26 protein-coding genes are annotated in these 20,799 nt (G+C 46.0%); 16 read left to right on the top strand and 10 right to left on the bottom strand.

The window, feature by feature from the left end:
- Nucleotides 1–77: 77 nt before the first annotated feature.
- Nucleotides 78–1,358: a conjugal transfer protein MobB gene (gene mobB, locus DYH27_RS10700; protein ID WP_025068489.1), complete on the bottom strand. Its 1,281-nt coding sequence runs from the start codon at nt 1,356–1,358 to the stop codon at nt 78–80.
- Nucleotides 1,359–1,374: 16 nt separating this feature from the next.
- Entirely contained in the window at nt 1,375–1,761 is a 387-nt protein-coding gene (locus DYH27_RS10695; protein ID WP_025068490.1) for a plasmid mobilization protein, read from the bottom strand.
- A gap of 566 nt (nt 1,762–2,327) precedes the next feature.
- Between DYH27_RS10695 and DYH27_RS10690 the strand changes: the two genes are divergently transcribed.
- The 16 genes from DYH27_RS10690 (at nt 2,328) to DYH27_RS10615 (ending at nt 14,927) form a co-directional block, all read left to right on the top strand.
- The gene (locus DYH27_RS10690) at nt 2,328–3,119 is read left to right on the top strand and encodes a ParA family protein (RefSeq protein WP_004353766.1); all 792 of its coding nucleotides are present in this window, start codon (nt 2,328–2,330) and stop codon (nt 3,117–3,119) included.
- On the top strand, nt 3,116–3,637 hold the full coding sequence (locus tag DYH27_RS10685) for a DUF3408 domain-containing protein (protein ID WP_025068501.1): 522 nt from the start codon (nt 3,116–3,118) through the stop codon (nt 3,635–3,637). Before DYH27_RS10690 ends, DYH27_RS10685 begins: the two co-directional genes overlap by 4 nt.
- On the top strand, nt 3,634–4,071 hold the full coding sequence (locus DYH27_RS10680) for a DUF3408 domain-containing protein (RefSeq protein WP_029216687.1): 438 nt from the start codon (nt 3,634–3,636) through the stop codon (nt 4,069–4,071). Before DYH27_RS10685 ends, DYH27_RS10680 begins: the two co-directional genes overlap by 4 nt.
- A 3-nt stretch (nt 4,072–4,074) precedes the next feature.
- Nucleotides 4,075–4,854, top strand: coding sequence for a hypothetical protein (locus tag DYH27_RS10675; RefSeq protein ID WP_029216688.1), 780 nt, complete (start codon nt 4,075–4,077; stop codon nt 4,852–4,854).
- A 154-nt stretch (nt 4,855–5,008) separates the two neighbouring features.
- Nucleotides 5,009–5,311: a DUF4134 domain-containing protein gene (locus DYH27_RS10670; RefSeq protein WP_021583498.1), complete on the top strand. Its 303-nt coding sequence runs from the start codon at nt 5,009–5,011 to the stop codon at nt 5,309–5,311.
- A 4-nt stretch (nt 5,312–5,315) separates the two neighbouring features.
- Entirely contained in the window at nt 5,316–5,651 is a 336-nt protein-coding gene (locus DYH27_RS10665; protein ID WP_029216689.1) for a DUF4133 domain-containing protein, read from the top strand.
- Nucleotides 5,648–8,161, top strand: a complete 2,514-nt coding sequence (locus DYH27_RS10660; RefSeq protein WP_115338018.1) for a TraG family conjugative transposon ATPase — start codon at nt 5,648–5,650, stop codon at nt 8,159–8,161. The genes DYH27_RS10665 and DYH27_RS10660 overlap by 4 nt, the downstream gene beginning before the upstream one ends.
- 222 nt (nt 8,162–8,383) lie before the next feature.
- Nucleotides 8,384–9,016: a DUF4141 domain-containing protein gene (locus DYH27_RS10655; RefSeq protein ID WP_023926585.1), complete on the top strand. Its 633-nt coding sequence runs from the start codon at nt 8,384–8,386 to the stop codon at nt 9,014–9,016.
- Nucleotides 9,017–9,068: 52 nt separating this feature from the next.
- Entirely contained in the window at nt 9,069–10,106 is a 1,038-nt protein-coding gene (gene traJ, locus DYH27_RS10650) for a conjugative transposon protein TraJ (protein ID WP_115338017.1), read from the top strand.
- Nucleotides 10,107–10,157: 51 nt separating this feature from the next.
- A complete protein-coding gene (gene traK / locus DYH27_RS10645; RefSeq protein WP_025068378.1) occupies nt 10,158–10,781 on the top strand; it encodes a conjugative transposon protein TraK in 624 nt (207 codons plus the stop codon).
- 4 nt (nt 10,782–10,785) lie between these two features.
- Entirely contained in the window at nt 10,786–11,088 is a 303-nt protein-coding gene (locus tag DYH27_RS10640; RefSeq protein ID WP_025068377.1) for a hypothetical protein, read from the top strand.
- Complete coding sequence (traM, locus tag DYH27_RS10635) at nt 11,081–12,349, top strand: conjugative transposon protein TraM (protein ID WP_025068376.1); 1,269 nt, start codon at nt 11,081–11,083, stop codon at nt 12,347–12,349. Before DYH27_RS10640 ends, traM begins: the two co-directional genes overlap by 8 nt.
- Nucleotides 12,350–12,397: 48 nt before the next feature.
- On the top strand, nt 12,398–13,348 hold the full coding sequence (traN, locus tag DYH27_RS10630) for a conjugative transposon protein TraN (RefSeq protein ID WP_025068375.1): 951 nt from the start codon (nt 12,398–12,400) through the stop codon (nt 13,346–13,348).
- A complete protein-coding gene (locus DYH27_RS10625; protein WP_025068374.1) occupies nt 13,342–13,932 on the top strand; it encodes a conjugal transfer protein TraO in 591 nt (196 codons plus the stop codon). The genes traN and DYH27_RS10625 overlap by 7 nt, the downstream gene beginning before the upstream one ends.
- 13 nt (nt 13,933–13,945) lie before the next feature.
- Nucleotides 13,946–14,431 (top strand): DUF3872 domain-containing protein, encoded by a 486-nt coding sequence (locus DYH27_RS10620; protein WP_025068373.1) that lies wholly within the window; start codon nt 13,946–13,948, stop codon nt 14,429–14,431.
- Nucleotides 14,418–14,927: a glycoside hydrolase family protein gene (locus tag DYH27_RS10615; protein ID WP_029216664.1), complete on the top strand. Its 510-nt coding sequence runs from the start codon at nt 14,418–14,420 to the stop codon at nt 14,925–14,927. Before DYH27_RS10620 ends, DYH27_RS10615 begins: the two co-directional genes overlap by 14 nt.
- Before the next feature lie 503 nt (nt 14,928–15,430).
- On the opposite strand, the gene DYH27_RS10605 is transcribed toward DYH27_RS10615, so the two are convergent.
- From DYH27_RS10605 to DYH27_RS10565, 8 genes are all read right to left on the bottom strand, one after another.
- Nucleotides 15,431–15,649 (bottom strand): hypothetical protein, encoded by a 219-nt coding sequence (locus DYH27_RS10605; protein WP_013671943.1) that lies wholly within the window; start codon nt 15,647–15,649, stop codon nt 15,431–15,433.
- 11 nt (nt 15,650–15,660) lie between these two features.
- The gene (locus tag DYH27_RS10600) at nt 15,661–15,915 is read right to left on the bottom strand and encodes a hypothetical protein (protein WP_013671942.1); all 255 of its coding nucleotides are present in this window, start codon (nt 15,913–15,915) and stop codon (nt 15,661–15,663) included.
- Nucleotides 15,916–15,939: 24 nt separating this feature from the next.
- A complete protein-coding gene (locus DYH27_RS10595) occupies nt 15,940–17,214 on the bottom strand; it encodes a PcfJ domain-containing protein (RefSeq protein WP_025068372.1) in 1,275 nt (424 codons plus the stop codon).
- Between the two features lie 4 nt (nt 17,215–17,218).
- Complete coding sequence (locus DYH27_RS10590; protein WP_009347098.1) at nt 17,219–17,629, bottom strand: PcfK-like family protein; 411 nt, start codon at nt 17,627–17,629, stop codon at nt 17,219–17,221.
- 5 nt (nt 17,630–17,634) lie between these two features.
- Entirely contained in the window at nt 17,635–18,066 is a 432-nt protein-coding gene (locus DYH27_RS10585) for a hypothetical protein (protein WP_025068371.1), read from the bottom strand.
- A gap of 355 nt (nt 18,067–18,421) precedes the next feature.
- Nucleotides 18,422–18,769: a hypothetical protein gene (locus tag DYH27_RS10575; RefSeq protein WP_009347100.1), complete on the bottom strand. Its 348-nt coding sequence runs from the start codon at nt 18,767–18,769 to the stop codon at nt 18,422–18,424.
- A 139-nt stretch (nt 18,770–18,908) separates the two neighbouring features.
- Nucleotides 18,909–19,376: a DUF1896 domain-containing protein gene (locus DYH27_RS10570; RefSeq protein WP_009347101.1), complete on the bottom strand. Its 468-nt coding sequence runs from the start codon at nt 19,374–19,376 to the stop codon at nt 18,909–18,911.
- A gap of 36 nt (nt 19,377–19,412) precedes the next feature.
- Nucleotides 19,413–20,639: a site-specific integrase gene (locus tag DYH27_RS10565; RefSeq protein ID WP_013671939.1), complete on the bottom strand. Its 1,227-nt coding sequence runs from the start codon at nt 20,637–20,639 to the stop codon at nt 19,413–19,415.
- Between the last annotated feature and the right edge of the window lie 160 nt (nt 20,640–20,799).

Here is a 20,799-nt window from a genome sequence, read left to right as displayed (position 1 = left end):
TATCTTATAAGACAATTTTCGGGCGGTGGTTTACATTGTTGTTAGAATATTTTTTGATTGCTGTTTAAACGAGAGAATTACCGCTTTCTTCGTCTAAGATTTACCTTGCTCTGCTTGCGGAGTTTACGCTGCCATGCAGTTTCCTTCCAATCATCGTTGCCCATAGGTAGGAAAGAACCATCTGCCATATCCTCGATAAGTTCATCGACAAGGTTGTCGCTTTCCTCCGTATTTGGCTGCGAGGGTTGAACGATTGCCGATTGTTCCAAACGGACAGACGGACTGCCATACAATGTTTCGTCCAAGAATGGGTTATGGGCAGGATTGGAGAAATAGGCATTGAATACATTGGCAGCATATCCCTTGCCCAATCGGGAGCCATTGAGCGCAATGCCCTCTTTATCGTCAATGAAGGTAATACCATAGATGCGTTCGCTTTCGTTCTTTCGGATTACCACACGCAAGCCTTGTTCCTCCAACCTTTGTCGCAGTTTTTCTTCTGTATCAGGAGAAGTACGCATAACTTCCAATACCTTCCTTCTAATGGTTGGTATCAGTGGTTTGATGGCTTGCTTCGATTTCTGTATCCTGTTCTGCACAGCAGTATAGCCCACACCACGGCCGATGTCCGATGCGTTGATGGGTGTACTTATTTTACCTCCCTTATCATCGGTCGGAACATAGACCAGCCCATCATATTTCTTTCCCCGAAACTCCGTCTTGACTTCCTCTGTGGCAAGATTATATTTACTCAGTACGGCATTCAGTTCGCCCAAGGAACAGAAACAATAATGCTTCAGCACCATGCGGACAACATTTGCCACCTGTTCCTTGATATTCCCTTTGTTGGTGTCTATCTTGGGCGTTTTTTTCATCGCCTTGTCAGTAACCTTTGAACTTGGAATGAGACCAAATTTCCTTTCCAAGGCATCGGTAATCTTCTTGCTCCGCTGTTTCTCAAACTTATCGTTAATCTTCTGTCCACGACTGTCTACCCGAAGTGACACGATGTGGATATGCTCACGGGTAATGTCGTTATGTTTGAACACGATATAAGGCTGTTTGCCGTAGCCGAGAGCCTCCATATACTCCTTGGCTATCTGCGAGAGTGTTTCATCGGATAGTTTCTCGTCCGGGTGCGGATTGAGCGAACAGTGGAACACCGTTTTCTTGGTACGGCAGTTCTTCGGTATCAATGCCTCCATATCAGCAAGCACGTCCTCCATCGTATAACGTCCTTCCTTGCTCTGATACAATTCAGCGGCAAGAAGAATATTCGCTTCTCCTTTTTCAACCTTTTTGAAGTTGTAGCCGAGTGCCCCTCCAAGGTTTTCCGTTGCTGAAATTTTTGCTATCATTTTTTTTACTAAATTATCAATACTTCTTCTTTCTATAATCAATGGTTAGATTGATAGCCTGCTCTTGCAAGGCAATGATTTGAGCCGACAATTTCTCCAACTTCTCAAGCATAATCTGTGCAGTCTTTATGCTATGATAGCTGTTGATGGCACGCACGGTTTGGTTATACAGCACGCCAATCTTATGGATTTGTGCCGTTAGTTCGGAGAGTTTTCGGTAATATTCCACAGCGGATTTATCCACCGTAATCACCTTGAAACTCTCTCCAAGAATACGACCACGCACGAAATCCGACTTGGTTTCCGCACCTGATTTATGGAACAAATCAATCGCCCGTTGCTGGTCTTTGGGCTTGGGAAGACGGGTATCCCATCTGTCCCATCGTTCTATCTTTTCGTTCATTGTTTTTATCCTTATCTAATTACGACTTTGGAGTAATTCTCTCCCCTTCGGGACAAGGGTCTTTGTCGGCAGAAACGGAGTTTGTCGGACAAAGACACACCTTGCCAATATCAAGAGTTGATACGATTGAAGTATCCACCCTTTCAGGGTGTCCGCTTCGGGGAGATCACCTCCACATTCTCTATCCGCCTGCAAAGTTACGGCGGATTTCCAAATATCTCATTATCAATGATATTCACTCTTTTTCCTTTCATTTCCCTGCATTTCCCCAAGGGTTGGAAATAACTAAATTACTGACTTATTTTGCAGTGGATTTAGGTCAAAACATACCAATTTATCAACTCATCTACCGACCGACAAAACTCAGCTAAAGAGTTCTTCAGGAAGTTGGACAGACGGTAATAAAGTCTATAGATCAGTCAGTCAAAAAGTAATTATGACACTCAGTCAAAAATTCTGTCAGTTCAAGGCTCGATACCTATCTACCAACTCACTGTCTATCCGACTGACTGAACTCGGTCTGTAAGAAAGTAACAATAGAGTTAATCATACAATATTCAACAACGATGAAGCAGAAAGTTAAAAATCAGCCCGTCTATCTGGGCTTCGCATCGCAAAAAGGAGGGGTTGGCAAGAGTAGCCTTGCCGAAATCCTCGCGTCCATTCTATATTACGAAAAAGGAATATCTCTTCTTGTCGTAGATTGTGACGGAACGCAAGAGTCGTTCTTCAAGTTGAGGCAGAGAGAACGCCGCGTGATAGAGGGAAGTGAAACCATTTCTAAACAGATGAAGGATTTCTTCACCAAGTTTGGGAAACATGCCTATCCCATTATTCGCTCGACACCGAAAAACGTCATTAAATATGTGAACGAATACATCAGGACGCATGATATAAAGGTAAACCTCGTAATTTTTGATTTTCCCGGTCATGCTTCAACCGAGGATTTGCTCCAACTCTCCATAGACATGGACTATATCATCACCCCTATAGAGGCGGATCCCCAATCTTTGGTGTCCAGCTTTGCCTATGCCAGGACCATCAGGGACTTGGGAGTCGGACTTAGCGATGCCCGTATCCGTGACCTGCTCTTACTATGGAACAAAATCAACCGTAGCGCCAGTTCCATCGTTATGGACTATTACACACAATATGCAAAGGAAGAGGACATCAGTATATTTGATGCCCGCATATACCATTCCGTGAGATTCTCCAGGGAATTGGAGTTAGGTGGCGTGAAGGGTGTCTTCCGCAGTTCTTACTTACCTCCGGCACTTACCTTACGCCTTCCTACTGGTATAGACTTGTGGGTGGAGGAAGTAATCGAAAAATGCCATCTCATTCCGGATAGCCTATGACCTCCATTAGTGAAGAACGAAAGAAAGTCCTCCGGAGCAAACTCAAGGAGATGGGCAATTACGGTGTACAGGAACGTTCTCCGGAAGAATCCCCCTTTTATGACCGGCCCACAGATCTTGAGCGTGATTTGGAAAAACTCCAATCGGATGAACCGCAAGAAGCGAAAGAAGAAGAACCTGTTGCAAGGACTTCTGCAGCAGAACAGACAGCAGAACCTTTACGGGCTAAAAAAAATAAAGACAAAGGAAGCAGGGAAGATGCCCTGTCTGCCAAACTCTCTTTTGAGGAATATCGTGAACGCTACCTTAGCCATTCTCAATGCAGTAATGGTAAATCCGGATTCACCATTAACAGTGAGGTCTTGCAGTTGCTCAGAGATGTCCTTCGGGATGTCCGTGCAAAGACGACCCTCACTGCCTACATTGAAAATATCCTTCTTGAGCATTTGAAAGAAAACCAAGCCATGCTGAACAAGACAGCGGCACAGTATAAACGTAATCAAACACTTAATTTATGATAAAAACATTGTTATTGGATACATTTCTCCTCATGGGGATTATCTGGATGCTTATCAGCATTGTCTATTTCTGTATTCGCTTGGACAGGCTTTTGTCTTCTATGGAAAAACCTGTTGTGGAAACCATGGAGGAAACAGCAGAGGTAGTATTATCAGAAGAAGATACTTCTTCCCCTTCCGTACATTCGGACTACAATAGTTTTGAAGATTATCGCAATCGTTTTCTTCATACTTCACGCTTTCCAAGGAAAACAGCCTTTACCATGAATGTCGAAACCTTGCAGGTGCTTCGCAATATTCTACATGATTTGAATCAGCGTGTGTCTATGACTTCCTACATAGAGAATATCCTGCGTGAACATTTACGGGAACATCAGAAATTAATCAATGATGCAGCCGATAAACAGAGAAGTAAAACCACCGTAACACTGTAAGTAATGGAAACAATTCTATTAGATATTCTCCTTTTCTTGGGTGTGATATGGCTATTTTTAGGTATCGCATACCTCTGGAAAATCTGCTTACGACCAGTCCCCAAATCTGTGGATGAAACCACAGGAAAGCCTATTGTCACAAAAGAACAGGTAGAACATGCCAGGCACGTTTTGGTGGGCAGGAGTAAACCCTTTACTTCCCCGTCTGTCCCCGAAACTCCCGCTGTTTCCTCGTCTGAAAATTCAGCCGATAATCCCAGTACCTTTGCGACGCAAAATGTACGCAAGGAAGATGAAACAGAGGCAACTAATACACCTCAATCCGCACCCGAACATACGGATGAAAAGGACGAGGGCAATGAAATGCAGGTTGACTACACAATGGACGAACCGGACGAAGACACTATCATCCGTGAGGAACTGCAGATTGCAGACGATTCTTTACCCGAAGTCTCATCATCAGCTATTCTTACAAGGGACTTGTCCCGTGTAAACGGCTGGCACAGGAATGATGACACGCTTGATGAGGAAAACGAAGCCGAAGTGCAGGATACGCTGCAAAGCATACGGGGCACACAGCTCATGGACTATATCAAGGAGGCAACGCTCAAGCAGGAAAAAGACCATCAAAGGCTCCTTGCTGCCATTCGCAAAGCGGAGGAAGCGGAATTAGAGGAAAGTAATATAAGCTCTTCTCCTGATTCTGAAACAGACTCAAACGTAGAGAGCTGCAACAACGATGTTTTGGAAGAAGCCGACCGTCCACTGTCATACTATCTGTAAGGCTAATGTTTTTATTCATATTGTAAAGTGATCAAGGGGTGGCTCAAAAGCAAAACAATCAAACTATATCTGTCATACGATAAAACCGAGCCACCCCTTACCATCTCTACCCAAAAGAAAACAATTCATTTAACAACATAAAATAAAAAGAACAATGAACAACAAAAAGAAAATCACAATGCTGCTCCTGATGGCACTGACCACAGCAGGAGCATACGCACAGGGCAACGGCATTGCCGGAATCAATGAAGCAACGAAAATGGTAACCTCCTACTTCGATCCCGGCACGAAACTCATTTATGCCGTGGGGGCGGTAGTGGGGTTGATAGGAGGAATAAAAGTGTACAACAAGTTCTCAAGTGGTGACCCCGATACGAGCAAGACCGCAGCCTCTTGGTTCGGTGCGTGTATCTTTCTCATTGTGGCTGCCACTATCCTGAGAAGTTTCTTCCTGTAAGGCGATGGCAGCATTTGAAATCAACAAGGGTGTAGGCCGGACGGTAGAGTTCAAGGGCTTGAAGGCACAGTACCTCTTCCTCTTTGCAGGAGGACTGCTGGCTGTCTTCATTCTCGTTGTCGTGCTCTATCTCTGTGGCATCAGCCAAATTACCTGTCTTGTCATAGGTGTAGTGGGTGCCAGCCTTGTGGTATGGCAAACGTTCACCATGAATAGAAAGTACGGGCAATATGGGCTGATGAAAAAAGGAGCAGTGCGTATGCACCCACGCTACCTTGTAAACCGCCGTACCGCCTTTCACCTTATCCGTAACCTTCAACCAAAGAAAGCGAAGAAATGAGAAACAATAGCAAGATAACAACCTTGGAATCGAAGTTTCCGCTGCTCTCCATAGAGCAGGGCTGTCTGGTGAGCAAGGATGCTGACATCACGGTGGCTTTCCGTGTGGAGCTGCCCGAACTCTTTACCGTCACTTCTACAGAATACGAGGCAATGCACTCTGCCTGGCATAAGGCTATAAAAGTGCTACCCAATTACAGCATCGTACACAAGCAAGACTGGTTCATTAAGGAAGACTATCAAGGAAAGCTCTCCGATGGCGGACTGAGCTTCCTTGCCCGTGCATCTGAACGGCACTTCAATGAGCGTCCCTATCTCCACCACTCAGTCTATCTCTTCCTTACCAAGACGAACAAGCAGCGTATGGCACAGCAGAGCAACTTTTCCTCGCTCTGCCGTGGACACCTCATTCCCAAGGAGATTACCAACAAGGACGAGGTGATGAAGTTCATGGAAGCCGTCGATCAGTTCGAACGTATCATCAACGACACGGAGCAGATTCGACTTACTCGTATGACGGAGGAGGAATTGGTGGGTACAGCCGAGAAAGGTGGACTTTTAGACCGCTACTTCTCTCTTTCAGAAGAAGGACACGCTTCTTTGGAGGACATCCGTCTGGGCGCAGACCTTGTGCGTGTGGGCGACAATATGCTTTGTCTGCATACACTCTCCGACACGGACGACCTGCCGACAACGGTCAGCACGGACAGCCGATATGAACGGTTATCCACCGACCGAAGCGACTGCCGTCTTTCCTTTGCCTCTCCCGTGGGTCTGATGTTGCCCTGCAACCATATCTATAACCAGTACCTCTTTATCGAGGATAGTGATGTCAACTTGGAACGCTTTGAAAAGCAGGCAAGGAACATGCACTCGCTGGCACGCTACAGCCGTAGCAACCAAATCAACGAGGAGTGGATACAGGAGTATCTCAATATTGCCCACTCACAGGGACTGACCTCTATCCGTGCCCACTTCAACGTGCTGGCATGGAGCAGCGATAAGGAAGAACTTCGCCAGATCAAGAATGACGTGGGTTCTGCACTTGCTCTTATGGAATGCCACCCTCGTCATAACACCATTGATGCTGCAACGCTCTACTGGGCGGGCATACCCGGCAATGCCGCAGACTTTCCTGCAGAAGAGTCATTCTATACTTTTATCGAGCCTGCCCTCTGCTTCTTTACGGCAGAGACGAACTATAAGGACTCGCTATCACCCTTTGGTATCAAGATGGCAGACCGCCTATCGGGAAAGCCTGTTCATCTGGACATATCGGACTTACCGATGAAAAAGGGAGTCATCACAAACCGTAATAAATTCATCTTGGGTCCTTCGGGAAGTGGCAAGAGTTTCTTTACCAACCACATGGTACGCCAGTATTACGAGCAAGGGGCGCACGTCCTCTTGGTCGATACAGGAAACTCGTATCAGGGATTGTGCGAACTCATCCACCGCAAGACCAAAGGCGAAGATGGGGTTTATTTCACCTACACAAATGAAAGCCCGATTTCCTTTAATCCCTTCTACACCGACGACTATTTCTTCGATGTAGAGAAGAGGGAGAGTATATGCACGCTGTTGCTTACGCTCTGGAAAAGTGCCGATGAGCATATCACCAAGACCGAGGCGGGCGAACTTGGCTCTGCCGTGAACTCGTACATCGAGCTGATATGTGCAGACCATAGTGTTACGCCCTGTTTTAATACTTTCTATGAATACCTGCGAGACGTCTATCGCAAGGATATGGAGAAACGGGACATCAAGGTAACACTCTCGGACTTCAATATCAACAATCTCCTGACAACCCTCAAGCAATACTACCGAGGGGGACATTACGATTTCCTATTGAACTCGGACAAGAACATCGACTTGCTCAGTAAACGCTTCATCGTCTTCGAGATTGATCAAGTGAAGGACAACAAAGACCTCTTCCCCGTGGTGACGATTATCATCATGGAAGCCTTCATCAACAAGATGCGAAGACTCAAAGGTATCAGGAAAATGATACTCATTGAAGAAGCGTGGAAAGCCATTGCTTCGGCTAACATGGCAGACTATATAAAATATTTGTACAAGACGGTGAGAAAGTATTTCGGGGAAGCCATTGTCGTAACGCAGGAAGTGGACGACATCATTCAGTCGCCCATCGTCAAGGAGAGCATCATCAACAACTCTGACTGCAAGATACTGCTCGACCAGCGCAAGTACATGACCAAGTTCGACGGCATACAGGCGATGCTCGGTCTTTCGGAAAAGGAGAAGAGCCAGATACTCTCCATCAACCAGAACAACGACCCGAATAGGCTCTACAAGGAGGTATGGATAGGCTTGGGCGGTATGCAGAGTGCAGTCTATGCCACGGAAGTGAGCATGGAGGAATACCTGACCTACACCACGGAGGAAACCGAGAAGGTGGAGGTAATGAACAGGGCAGCACAGCTCGGTGGAGACATCGAAACGGCTATCCGGCAGCTTGCACAAGAGAAACGGGCTGCACGAAATCGTTAATCGGACAAGACATGTAAAGAATGTATTGGTTTAGCCAAACGTAAACAAATAATGCTCCAAACGTGGATAATCAATTGGACAAACGTGTCCAATCAATTAGACAGTCGTGTCCAAATACTTGGACTAACTTGTCCAACTTATCCCTATAACAGCAAGCTGAATAGACATCCCTTAGTGGACATTCAGACAAACATAGTATTCACATCATAAACAAAAAGAACAATGAGAACAAGAATTTTAATGCTGCTGATTGGCTCCGTCCTTTTATTCAGCGGAAAGGCCCACGCACAGTGGGTGGTAACCGATCCCGGCAATTTTGCCGGCAACATCGTCAATTCGGTCAAGGAGATTGCCACCGCCTCCAAGACGGTGAAGAACACCCTTGACGGATTCAAGGAGGTGGAGAAACTCTACAACGACACCAAGAAGTATTATGATGCCCTGAAGAAGGTGAACAACCTTATAGGAGATGCCTACAAGGTCAAGGAGTGCATCCTGATGGTGGGCGACATCTCGGAGATTTACGTCACCTCGTATAAGAAAATGCTCTCGGACAAGAACTTCCGCCCTTCAGAACTTGCTGCAATGGCTTCGGGCTATGCCAAGCTCTTGGAACAGAGTGGGGAGAGTCTCAAGGAACTCAAGTCCATCGTCAAGTCGGGTGTCCTCTCGATGAACGACCACGAGCGTATGCAAGCCATCGACCGTATTTATACCACGCTTAGGGAAAACCGCTCGCTCGTGTCGTATTACACAAGGAAGAACATCTCCGTAAGCTACGTGCGTGCAAGAGAAAAGAACAACCTTGCCTCCGTCAAGGCACTCTACGGCAATACGGCAAGCAGGTATTGGTAAATCCACAGACTAAAAAAGAACTTGAAAGAACTTTCATAAAACACACTTGCTTATGGATTTTGCCAGTTTACACGAGCTGCTACACTCGACCTATGACGAGATGATGCCCCTCTGTGCCCAGATGACGGGTATTGCCAAGGGTATTGCGGGCTTGGGTGCGCTCTTTTATATTGCCCTTCGGGTATGGGCTTCCATAGCCCGTGCCGAGGCGATAGACGTCTTTCCCCTTCTCCGTCCCTTTGTCTTGGGTTTCTGCATCATGTTCTTCCCGACAGTCGTACTGGGTACGATGAATGCCGTTCTCTCGCCCGTAGTGCAGGGAACGGAAAGCATGGTGCACCAACAGGAGACCAACTTGGCGGAGCTTACCGCCAAACGGGATAAGTTGCAGGAGGAAGCCTACCTGCGCAATCCCGAAACAGCCTACTTGGTATCCAACGAGAAGTTCGACCAAAAGATAGAGGAGATGGGCATCATCGGACCTGAAGATGCCGTGACGATAGCGGGTATGTATGCCGAGCGTGCTGCCTATCAGACCAAGCAATGGATTATGAAGATGGTACACGACCTTTTAGAACTCCTATTCCATGCTGCAGGGCTTATCATCGACACACTGCGCACCTTCATACTCATCGTTCTTGCCATTCTCGGTCCGATAGTCTTCGGCATTGCCGTATGGGACGGGTTGTCGGGTTCGCTCACAGCATGGTTCTCACGCTATATCTCTGTATACCTGTGGCTGCCTGTCAGCAGTATTCTCACAGCACTTCTCACCAAGATACAGGTCTTGATGGTGCAGAAGGACATCGAGGCACTCAGCGATCCGAACTATCTGCCCGATTCGGGGACGTGGTACTACATCGTCTTCTTCCTTATCGGCATCGTGGGTTACTTCTGCGTACCTACGGTTGCAGGCTGGATTATCGAAGCCGGAGGCGGTATCGGCTCTTACGGGCGGAATGTCAATCAGACCGCACAACGTGGCGCACAGGGTGCATACACGGGCGGTAAATATTTGGCAGGCGGAGCAGGTGCCGTTGCGGGCAATGCCATCGGACGTATCAAGGGTGCATTGCTCAAAGGAAAATAGAGATTAGACGTGAGAATTTAGAGATAGAACAATAACTTAAATGATAAAGAAATGGAATTCAAATCACTCAGAAATATCGAGACCTCATTCAAACAGATAAGGCTCTACGCCATTGTCTTTGCCATCGTCTGCGTGGCAGTAAGTGGTTATGCCCTCTATGCCTCGTACAGCTTCGCCAAGGAGCAGCGGGAGAAAATCTATGTGCTTGACCAAGGCAAGTCGCTCATGCTGGCTCTCAGTCAGGATGCAAGTCGAAACCGTCCGGTAGAGGCAAGGGAGCATGTACGTCGCTTCCATGAGCTGTTCTTCACCATTGCACCTGACAAGGATGCCATTGAGAAGAACATGGAACGTGCCTTCGTGCTGTGTGACAAGTCGGCTTTCAACTATTACAAGGACTTAGCGGAGAGGGGGTATTATAACCGTGCCATATCGGGTAATGTCAATCAGCGCATAGAGGTGGACTCTATCCACTGTAACTTCAATACTTACCCTTATGCGGTAACGACCTATGCACGGGAGTTTATCGTCCGTCAGAGTAACGTTACAGAGCGTAGTCTCATTACGACCTGCACGCTGCAGAACTCTGTCCGTTCGGATAACAACCCACAAGGCTTCCTGATGGAGAACTTCCTCGTCAAGGAGAACAGAGACATACAGACTTATAAACGATAAGGCTATGGCAAGAAAAAGAAACTTTTTACTCTCACGCCAATATCTGCGCTTTCACCTATGGCTCCGCCATCGGTGTGAAAGGCTCACGATAAGGCAGAGAAAGGAAATCGTCTATGGGCTGAGTTTCATCTATCTGCTCTGCTCGCTTTGGATGATAGCGCAGTTTTTCCTTCCTCCAAAGAAGGAAAAACTACCCATCCCCACGGGAAAGCTGACGGACAGTCCGATACGGACGGACAGCACTTTACAAGAGTTACACGGCAATTTTTATCTACAACATCATCAAACAATCAAGGAAAATGGATAATAAACAGAAAGAACAAATGAAGAAAGGCTTGGTCTTCGGAGGATTAGGACTGCTGTTTGCCCTTTCGATGTGGTTTATCTTCGCACCTTCGGGCAAGGATAAGACAGCAGCGGAGCAGGGACTCAATGACAGCATCCCGCAGGCAACGACGGAAAAGCTCACCGAGAATAAGCTCAAAGCCTACGAATTAGGCGACAAGGCACACGAGGAGGAACAGACCCGTGAGGAGATGGGCAGGCTGTCGGACTATTTCGCACAGAACACTGCTCCATCAGAGGAGCAGCGTGCAGAGACAGCTGCTTCTACGGCAAAGATAGAAAGTTCTATGCATCGCTATGAGGAGAATAATCGCCTCTTGAACTCTTTTTACGCTCCCGATCCACACGAGCAGGAGCGTGAAGCCTTGCGCTCGGAGATAGACAATCTCAAGAAGGAACTCTCTGCCAAAGACAGCAGGGAGGACAATGAAGAGAAACGGCAGCTTGCCTTGATGGAAAAGAGCTATCAGATGGCAGCGAAGTATCTCCCTAAAGCATCAACTCCACCTACCTTCAATAATGGTCTGGCGGCAGGAAATGAAAAAACGGAAGATACGGCAGGTGGCTCTGAAGCCGCTAAGAGCAAGACCATGCAGAATGAAAAGCCTGTAATGGTAGTTCTGCCGGAGCGCAGGCAGATAGTATCTTCACTTGACCAGCCTATGAGCGATGTGTACTTTATGGAGGAATACGGCAAGAAGGCTCGGAATAAGGGCTTTCATTCGCTTACCGGCAGTTCTCCTTCTTTGTTGCGCAATACGCTGAAAGTTGTAGTGGACAGGACTACTGTTCTTAAAGAGGGTGACAATGTCGTGCTTCGTCTGCTGGAAAGTGCCAAGGTACAGGGACTGCACATTCCACGACAGAGCCGACTCATAGCCGTCGCTAAGATTGAGGGTAACCGTATGCATCTGCTTATCAAAAGCATAGAAGTGGACGGCCACATCATAGCCGTCAAGCTCTCGGCATACGACACAGACGGACAGGAGGGGGTGTATATACCAGGTTCGGAGGATATCAATGCGCTTAAGGAAGTTGGGGCGAACATCGGTGGTTCAATGGGCACATCCTTTACCTTTGCTTCCTCTGCCAAAGACCAGATTATCTCCGAGGCTGCCCGTGGGGTGATGCAGGGTGCAAGTCAGCTGCTTCAAAAGAAGCTGCGCACCATCAAGGTAACGCTCAAGGGTGGCTACCGCCTTTTCTTGGTTCAGTCCAAATAAAACAATCAAAAATGATAAGTAAAAAATAACATCAAAACAAAAGGAACAATGAAGAAAATTATTTTATCAATGGCTATGCTTGCCATGGTGGGAGCAACAGCCACAGCACAGGAAAACAATGATGGTCTGACACCAAGCCGTCCACTTACTTCGGGCGAACTCTTTCAAGGTATGAGCCGTGCCATACCAACGGGGCGTGTCGTTCTGCCGTATGGTCTTGACGTTACCTTTGACAAGACCGTGCATCTTATCTTCCCTTCTGCCATTCGTTATGTAGACTTAGGTTCGCAGAATATCATTGCAGGAAAAGCGGAGGATGCAGAGAACGTACTACGTGTAAAGGCTTCGGTGAAGGACTTTGAGACGGAAACCAACATGAGTGTCATCTGCGAGGACGGCTCTTTTTACACCTTTAACGTAAAATATGCCGATGAGCCGGAGAAACTCAGCATTGAGATGAAAGACTTCTTGTCTCCAACGGACGGACGCCTACCAAGCAATCGCTCTGATATTTACTTTAAGGAACTCGGCAACGAGTCGCCCGTATTAGTAAAACTGATGATGCAGACTATCTATCAGAACGACAAGCGTACCATCAAACATATCGGTGCACAGCAGTTTGGTATGAAGTTCCTGCTTCGTGGTTTGTATGCCCATAATGGCTTGCTGTATTTCCACATTCGTATGGAAAACGGTACGAATATGCCGTACTCAGTGGATTTTATCACCTTTAAGGTGGTGGATAAAAAGGTGGCAAAGCGCACCGCCATACAAGAGCAGGTGCTTCAGCCACTTCGTGCCTATCATCAGGTGATGCAGGTGCGTGGTATAGGCAGTGAACACACTGTGTTTGCGCTCGAACAGTTTTCTCTTGCAGAGGACAAGCAGCTTGAAGTGACGCTCTATGAGAGAAATGGCGGTCGTACGCTGACTTTTTATGTAACGGCAGAAGACCTGCAGACAGCAAAGAAGATTGATAACCTCAAACTGAAATGGTAATGAAGAAGAACAATATCATTCTAACAGTATGTGTAGCGGTGGCTATGACTTTCAGTCTGCCATCGCAGGCACAGCGACTTATCCCCAAGCAAAGGGGAATAGAGGTCGTAGGGAGTGTTCCACTTATCAAGGGTGAAAAGTTTCTTGCTGCTGACAATTTCGGCATGGGAGTATCACTCGCCCGATATCTGGGGCGTGAGAATTATACTTTTGTTATGGCAGAGTATGAACAGCAGAATATGCCGTACAGAAGTTATAACGTAAAACTCAAGGATGCACTTTTGCAGGTGGGCTATATGCACCCTGTTCTTTCTGATAGAGGAAAGAACGTGTTTCTCTATGGTGGCATATCCGCCTTGGGCGGCTATGAGCAGTTGAACGAGGATAAAAAGCTGCTGCCCGACGGGGCAACACTGCTCGACCGCTCCCGCTTTGTCTATGGCGGTGCCGTGCATGGTTCGGTGGAAGTGTTTCTGACGGACAGGGTGCTCTTTCTTGTAAAGGCACAGGGACGTTTCCTCTTTGGATCGGACGTGCATCGTTTCCGTCCGGCTGTTTCAGCAGGACTTAGGTTTAATCTTTAAGCAAGAATAGAAAATGAAAAAGAAAATATTAAGTTCGATATGGATAATGGGTGTGCTGACCCTTGCCGTGTTTTGCCTATCTGCTTGTGATAGGGATTTGGATGTTCAGCAGTCTTATCCGTTTACGGTGGAGACAATGCCGGTTCAGAAGGACATCATAAAGGGACAGACGGCTGAGATACGCTGCACGCTGAAGCGGGGCGGTGAGTTTGCTGACACTCGCTATACGATACGTTATTTCCAGTCTGACGGCAAGGGCTTGCTAAGAAATGATAACGGCACGGTTTTCAAGCCGAACGACCGCTATCCGCTCACGAAAGATGTATTCCGCCTGTATTACACCTCGCTCTCCACAGACCGCCAGACGATTGATGTGTATGTGGAAGACAACTTCGGCAGAATGCAGCAACTGACTTTCAGTTTCAACAACGAAAAGGCGGAAAATAAGGAAAAGTCCTCCGCAACAGTTACCAAAGTATTGAAAGATGCAGACAACTAAACACTTTGCTTTATTCTGTATTTTATGTTTATTCTGCCAGCCCATCCTTGCCCAGCGTAGGGTGCGGTTGGCAGACTTGTCTCCTTTCGAACGTGGTGTGGTTGTTGTTAAATACTTTGAGGGACTTCATAATAAGCCGAAGGATTTTCCTTATGTAGGGTATGGTCATCAGCTGCAACCAGGAGAGCACTTCACGGCGGATATGACGGAACGGCAGGCGGACTCCCTGCTCCGTGCTGACCTTTGGAAATGCTTTGAACACTTCAAAGGGTATGGAAAAGATGCCCTGCTGCTCAGCCTCCTTGCTTACAACGTGGGTGTGGGGCGATTGCTTGGCTATGGCAAGCATCCCAAGAGCCGACTGCTGCGAAAGATAGAGGTAGGGGATAGAAACATCTATCGGGAGTACGTCTCATTCTGCCGATACAAGGGAAAGGTCGTGAGAGGATTGGTCAAGCGGAGGCAAGTAGAATTTGCCCTGTTCTTCATTCACTAATTATAAAAAGAGGCAGCGCAAAAGCAGCACTGCCTGTTCATGAATCTTAGTCTTCAATGTGTAATAAAGGGTAGCATTTTCAGGAAAAATGTTAATGCTCCTGGCTAAAGGAAGCATAATATGAGAAATCCCACTATTACAATCATCTTTACAAATGTTGTTCCGCTCATCTCAAAGCCTATGGAACATTTAGAGGTGCTTTTAAAGTCGCCATCTTTACCTCTCTCAAGATGGGTTGACTATTCGAAAATTAAATTCATAATAGCAAAGATAAGAATTTTATCTCAATATACAATAGAATCCTCTATTTTAAAGTATAAAATCGGAAATAGACTAACTTTATGGGTAAAATGAAAACATCATCAACGTGACACTGTGTATTTGATTTTCTGAGACTTTCTTTTGCTTCTTTTCTTTGGTCGCCTGCTCGTTTAAAGAAAAAGAAAAGAAGCCACGCAAATTTCCGTTTTGTGTGGCTCTTTGTCTTATTCAAGGTGCTGTTTCTACACTTTCGTTATTCTGCCTATTCGTTTATTGGGGTGTCTGTCAAACGCCCAATTTATCTCATCATCGGGTAAGGTGCTGTGAATGCTTCCACCCATAACCAACCCACAATTTTGCAGGACTTTCTGCAGTGCTTCCTTCTTGCTCTCTGCTACAACATCGAATACGCCGTCAAAAACATATTGCGTATAGACCAAAAATCTTTGTTTCTTCTTCATAATTTCCAATCTTAAAATTCAACCTTTAATAATCTGTATTCCTTTGGCTCTCCATTGGATAATTTGCGGTGTACAAGCCAAAAATGATGTGCGCCATAGCCGTATGCAAAGAACTTGTCAAGTTCTGTTTCTTCGGCTATTTTGCCTATTGCCGTCCTTAACTCTTTCTCGTTGTCGGATAGGGTTATTGCGTTGATAACCCTGATGAGTATGTGCGGTATCTCGTCCGCACAGTTATAGATAATGTTTTCAATCTCTGTTTTCATTTCTCTGATAATTTAATTATTTCACTATGCCGTTGCTTTCATTCTCTGCCTTATCAATTTGTGGTTGGCATTGACAAGGTTCACTATCTGCTCGTGGTATTCCGTGTTCTTGTTGCACACTCCACGACTTTGCACCACTTCCAATGTCTTTAATGATACCTCTATCGTTTCTATCCGCTTGCCCTCAATGGTAGCCGATAGGACAAGTGAGTCCTCCTTAAGATAATATTCGTTGGAAAATAGACAATTGTGCATTGATACGGCTTCTTCCAGATGCTCTTGTACACTTTCCAATACATGGACTTGGATTGTTCCGTCTGTGAAATGGATGCCGAAGAACTTGGATTTGAGTTCTTGAAAACGCTTTTCATTTTCCATCGCCTTTTGCTGTTTCTTGGCAAGCTCCTCCTTTTCTCTTTGCGTGAGCAGTTCCGTATGCCTACGGTCGTGTTCGGCTCTGAGGTCGGCAGGACAAAGATATTTCGGGCTGTGTATGTCCTTTCCCAGTCTGCGGAGCATATCCACATAGTCGCACCAAAGGGAAATATCCGTTATATCGTAGCCGTTGCGTACTGCAATCTTATAGGATTGCCAATAATCGTCAAACGCTCTTCTTTTGCCAAGAAAATAGCGCAGGTGGTCTGTACGTCCCGACTTCATCAATGTTTCGGCACGGCTGTCGGAAAGCAATGCAGGAATGAGTGTTGTCGGAGCAATGTCGTGAAAATCATCCTTAAAACCATTCCTGCGGAGTGTGTCCGTAACCTTGAACTTGGGATATATCTGCGAATAGGCTGCATATCGGTAGGCTTCGTTGTCGTTGCGGATTGCCATAGGTGCACAATAGGAGAATGTATCAACGTATCTCCCCAATACTCTCTGAACGGCAACAATTGTCTTTCGTCCTTGTGCGTTCCACCAATACTGACCGATTTCAAGCGCATAGTGCTCTGCCTTGCAGCCTTTCTCCATTCCCACAACAAGGAGGAACATACGCAATACTTGATACTCTCCACAAGCGGTTAGCGTGGTGAAATACCGCTTCTGCTGCAATTTACGCTCAAAGGTTTCCTTGACCTGCAACTTTGCCCTGCAATGAGGGCAAGTGCAAGTTTCTCTATGTTTGTTCATTATCCAACTATGCCCACAATCCATACAAGTGGTGCGACCTTTTGGCAAGCGGTAGGCAAAGTGGTCTATGCACTCACGGAAAGCCCATTTGCTCTGTGTCTTGGTTATTGGGCGAAGATGCTTGCTTTGTTCCAAAACTGCCTTTTCAAATTTGTTTCTCGGTTTCATCGTCTTAATCGAATAAAGAGGGTTGTACAATCTTGGTTTCTACTTTCTTGGTAGGCTCGCTGTGGTTGCGCAGCTTGGCAAGTTGTGCGTGTTGGTATTGCTCAATGGCGCACCTGCGTGCTTCTGCCTTTTCCTCTTCTGTGAGTTGTACCACGTGGTTTACGGCGATATGACAATTGAGAGGCTTGCCGATGTTGATATTGTCCGTGTCAAAATAATGCACTGCCATAGAATAGATTTCATCGTCGTCGAAACCATTGCAACCGCTTTTCTTTACCTCGTTTAAGATGTAGGTTACACAATCTTCTATGTTCTTGTTAGGTTTCATCAAGTTAGGGGCAAACAATGGGTCTGCCATAGCACGCTGATTAAGATATTCGGCTATTGTCCGTGTAAAATGTTCTGTACCTTTCATATTGCTTAGTATTTTGGGATTTCTACTATCTGACTGATGCGTCCATATAGGTAGGCTCTTAGACTTGTTCTGTCGGGTGCATAATACTCTGTCCATTGTCCGTACTGATTGATAAGGTATTTCTTCAGTACATCGAAGAAGTCAAACCTCCAGCCTTGCAGGGGCACGGCTGTGCGGAAGTAGGTGTTTGAGTTCACCGCTTCACATAGCCAATTTTTCTCTTCACGGCTCATCTGTTCGCCACAATTGAGTTTCAGACGAAGAAGATAAACCTTGCTATTACAAAGGCTCTCCAAAGGGGGAACGTCCCATTGTACAAACTTAATTGCCAACACTTGCTCACTTTTTCCAGCCACAGGGTTAATGCGGTAATGAGAGGAGGAGCTATATCCTTTTCTTTTCATCGAAGATGTTGTATTTACTTTCTGCTTATCCATAGCGACATTTTTTTTATGCGTCCAAAGATCGGAGTATGCTGATTCCTTTTTGTAGCAAAATCAAGGTAGCGGGGCGAGGCTTGCACAAGGTTTTGGCGGAAAATACTACCCATAGGTGTGGAGATTTTCCAGACAAACCCAGCGGCACAGACCTTTTGAAAGCCACAAGCCCCGTACTACCTTTGCGGATAAAAAGGAGAACAGCATCCGTCTCCTTGACTTCGCATCATGTGGAGCATTGGAAAAGAAGCAAAAGTGCAACGCTCGTAGTGGGAAATAGAAAAGGTGGCTATCTCGAAATGTGAGATAACCACCTGATGAACGATAAATGAAAGGTTTTACAAAGCTGTGCTTCTCAAAGCACGCATAGCAAGATGGCACAGAGAATTGCCAGCCAGAAGAGAATGCTCAGCAGCGTAATTGTCACTTTTAGAATTATCCTGACTATAAAGCGTAGTATCAGAAAACCTGCAATGACTGAGATGGCGGTTACGACTTGCGGCGTTACTATCTTTGAGATAAGCCAAATGGCACAGATAACGATAGAAAGCAGGATAGCGAGTTCGATGAAGCGTGTCCAAGAGAAGCGGCGGACTTGTTTGGGAGAAGTCGGCTGCTGCTTGATTTTATCGGTTTTGTTCGATACGTCTGCCTTGATGAAGGCAGGTGTGTGAATGTCTTGATTCATGATGATTGTATTCATAATCGGAGCTTTTAATAGTTCAAGAGCGATAACAAGATGCGCAGACTACACAAAGACAAGTGTTTGCAAAACTCTTGTCGTGTGGAGTGGAGCGTTTATCTTGGCTCTTGACACTACAAAAGCTCCGTGTGGTGCTACATCAAGTCATGTTCTCACCGCCTATCGTTGGCAGACCATTGACCTCGATGAGCAGAACGATCGTCCCTGTCAGTTCGGTGTAGAGTTTATCGTACTCTGGACTTGCGCCAAAATCGTCCGTGAGTTCATACTTGTCGAAAACGCTTTGCACAGCCTTGTTCTTCAGAAGTACCGGGGAAAGTCTTTCCGGGAGCGGACTGGGAAGTTCTTTCTCAAACTCATTCTCCAAGACAGATACAAGCGTGTCGTACTTTGAGAAGTGCAGTCCTTGATACAACACTTCGCTTGCCATTGTTTCCGCTTCGGGATGGGAAAAGCCTTGTGCCACAGCATCGCAGTAGGTGGTAAGGGCTTCATCGGCTCTTGCCGTTATGAATGGTTTGTCACTCAGCATTTCGGGGAAATGCTCACTGAGATAGTTCTCCAACTTTAGACGGAAGTAGGATAGTTCTTTCTTTGTCGTTTCCATTGTTCGTTTTTATTTTTAGGGTTATACATTATTATATTATCGGATTCCCATTGCCTTGTTGAACTTACCAAGTTTGTCGGCAAGCTGTTCCATGTCATGCTCAATCTTCTTGTTGGTGATGCGAGCATAAATCTGTGTGGTCTTTATGTTGGTATGTCCCAGCATCTTCGACACACTTTCCATCGGAACGCCCTTACTCAAAGACATGGTGGCAAATGTATGCCGGGCAAGGTGAAAGGTCAGGTTCTTCTTGACACCGCAAAGGTCGGCTATTTCTTTCAAATACGCATTAGTCTTCTGATTCGTCAGTATGGGGAATAGTTTGCCATCCCGATAGGTCTTTCCACTATACTTTGCAATGATGCGCTTCGGAATATCGAGAAGTAGGACATTTGTTTCCACGCTTGTTTTCTGCCTTTTGGTCATAATCCACTGCTTGTCATCGAGCGTGACGATGTTGTCCGGTGTGAGATTAGACACGTCAATGTATGCCAGCCCTGTAAAGCAAGAGAAGATGAAAACGTCCCTTACCAGTTCCAAACGCTGGATGCCGAAATCCTTGTTGGCTATCTTCATGATTTCTTCGTCCGTGAGGAAACCACGGTTTACCGGCTCCAAGTGGAAACGATGATTGAGAAAGGGGTCGTGAAGGAGATAGCCACGCTTTTGTGCATATATGGTTACGGTTTTGAGAGCCTTCATTTTCTTGACCGACGTATTGTAAGCGCAGCCTGCCACAGTACTCAGATATAACTCAAAGTCTTGTACCACGGATGGTGTGAATTCTGTCAGTCCTATATCCTTTCTTCCATATTTATGGATAAGGAACTCTGAGAAATGTCTTCTCAAAACACTGTACTTTTGCAGACTGTCTTTGCTGATGGTGTGTCCGACACGCTGCTTGATGTCTTCGTTGAACTTGTCGAATATCGGGAGGAAAGTTGTGTACTCCCTGTCTTTTCCTATAAAGAAAGAACGGATTTTCTCCAATGACAGGGATTCGTCATCCTCAAACTTGCGGTAAATTCCATTCAATGTAGTTGAAATAGAGTCCAATGCGGCATTGACGGACAAGCTTTCTGCCGTCCGACCTTTAAGTCGGCTTGTGGCATTATTCCACGAAGTCTTGGTCACGAATATTTTCGTAGAGCCAAAATTTGCCATTTCTCCGTTAAGGAATACACGGAGCATTACAGGCGACTTTCCTTCTTTATTCTCATAGTTTGAGCGTAGGTAGAAGGATACCTTGAAATTTGTTCTCATAATGCATCATTCTTTTGTGTAGCACTCGGCTGCAAAGTTAATATATAACATACTGAAACAGAAAGAATTGATGCCGTCAATATGGTATTCAGAATCCCGTCACTGCTACATTTTTTATTGCTACAATTTTTGTGTAGCAGTTTATGTAGCAGAATTTGAC

The organism is Prevotella denticola (assembly GCF_900454835.1).
In the GTDB taxonomy this organism is placed as follows: Bacteria; Bacteroidota; Bacteroidia; order Bacteroidales; family Bacteroidaceae; genus Prevotella; species Prevotella denticola.
The sequence above is the reverse complement of the archived record's forward strand: the minus strand, read 5'-3'. Positions and strand labels throughout refer to the sequence as shown.